The sequence below is a fragment of the Photobacterium frigidiphilum genome (assembly GCF_003025615.1).
GTDB lineage: Bacteria > Pseudomonadota > Gammaproteobacteria > Enterobacterales > Vibrionaceae > Photobacterium > Photobacterium frigidiphilum.
The window spans coordinates 1-768 of sequence record NZ_PYMJ01000134.1 but is presented as its reverse complement, the minus strand read 5'-3'; the positions used below and the strand labels follow the sequence as shown (position 1 = coordinate 768).

The following is a 768-nucleotide window of genomic DNA, read 5'->3' as shown; positions in this document are numbered from 1 at the left end:
AATGTAAAAGAGCGCTAGCGTTGCCCAACAACGCTGGCAGAAAACTAAGTCCCGTTCGTCTAGAGGCCTAGGACACCGCCCTTTCACGGCGGTAACAGGGGTTCGACTCCCCTACGGGACGCCACTTCCCTTTAAGAATAAAATCTTAACTGGAACATGTGGGCGATTAGCTCAGTTGGGAGAGCACCTCCCTTACAAGGAGGGGGTCACTGGTTCGAGCCCAGTATCGCCCACCATTCTTTTTAATACTCTAAAGTTGTATTAAAGAGAATTCCTATTTATATTATAAATAGTGTGAAGAAATAAATTGGGGTTATAGCTCAGCTGGGAGAGCGCCTGCCTTGCACGCAGGAGGTCTGCGGTTCGATCCCGCATAGCTCCACCAATTTCTTAGTTAGTAAAAATTAATGAATCAGTTTTTAAGCATGTTTCTTTGTATTAAAGAATTTAATGTGTTTAAAAAGTGGTTCATTTTTTTCTGAAAAATGAAACATAATGCTCTTTAACAATCTGGAAAGCTGACTAGTAAATTCAATCGAATGATTGAATTACAAATGTATCTTGCTTCTTTTCATAAGAACGAGATACGAGTTCTCAAAACAAACACATTCAAGTGTCTGTGTTTTTGTCTTCGCTTTTTAAAAGTGGAAACAAAAGAAGAGTCCGGCGAAAACAAATCCTCTCTTGCTCTTGTAAAAGAACAAGCAGAGAAACCTTGGTTGTTGCCATACGAAACCTCTTGGGGTTGTATGGTTAAGTGACTAAGCG

Annotated in this window: 3 tRNA genes; all 3 read left to right on the top strand. The window is 40.6% G+C overall.

The window, feature by feature from the left end:
- Positions 1-48: 48 nt before the first annotated feature.
- Positions 49-124: transfer RNA gene (locus C9J12_RS30240), tRNA-Glu, on the top strand.
- 36 nt (positions 125-160) lie between these two features.
- Positions 161-236, top strand: a tRNA-Val gene (locus tag C9J12_RS30235).
- A gap of 73 nt (positions 237-309) precedes the next feature.
- Positions 310-385, top strand: a tRNA-Ala gene (locus C9J12_RS30230).
- Positions 386-768 lie beyond the last annotated feature (383 nt).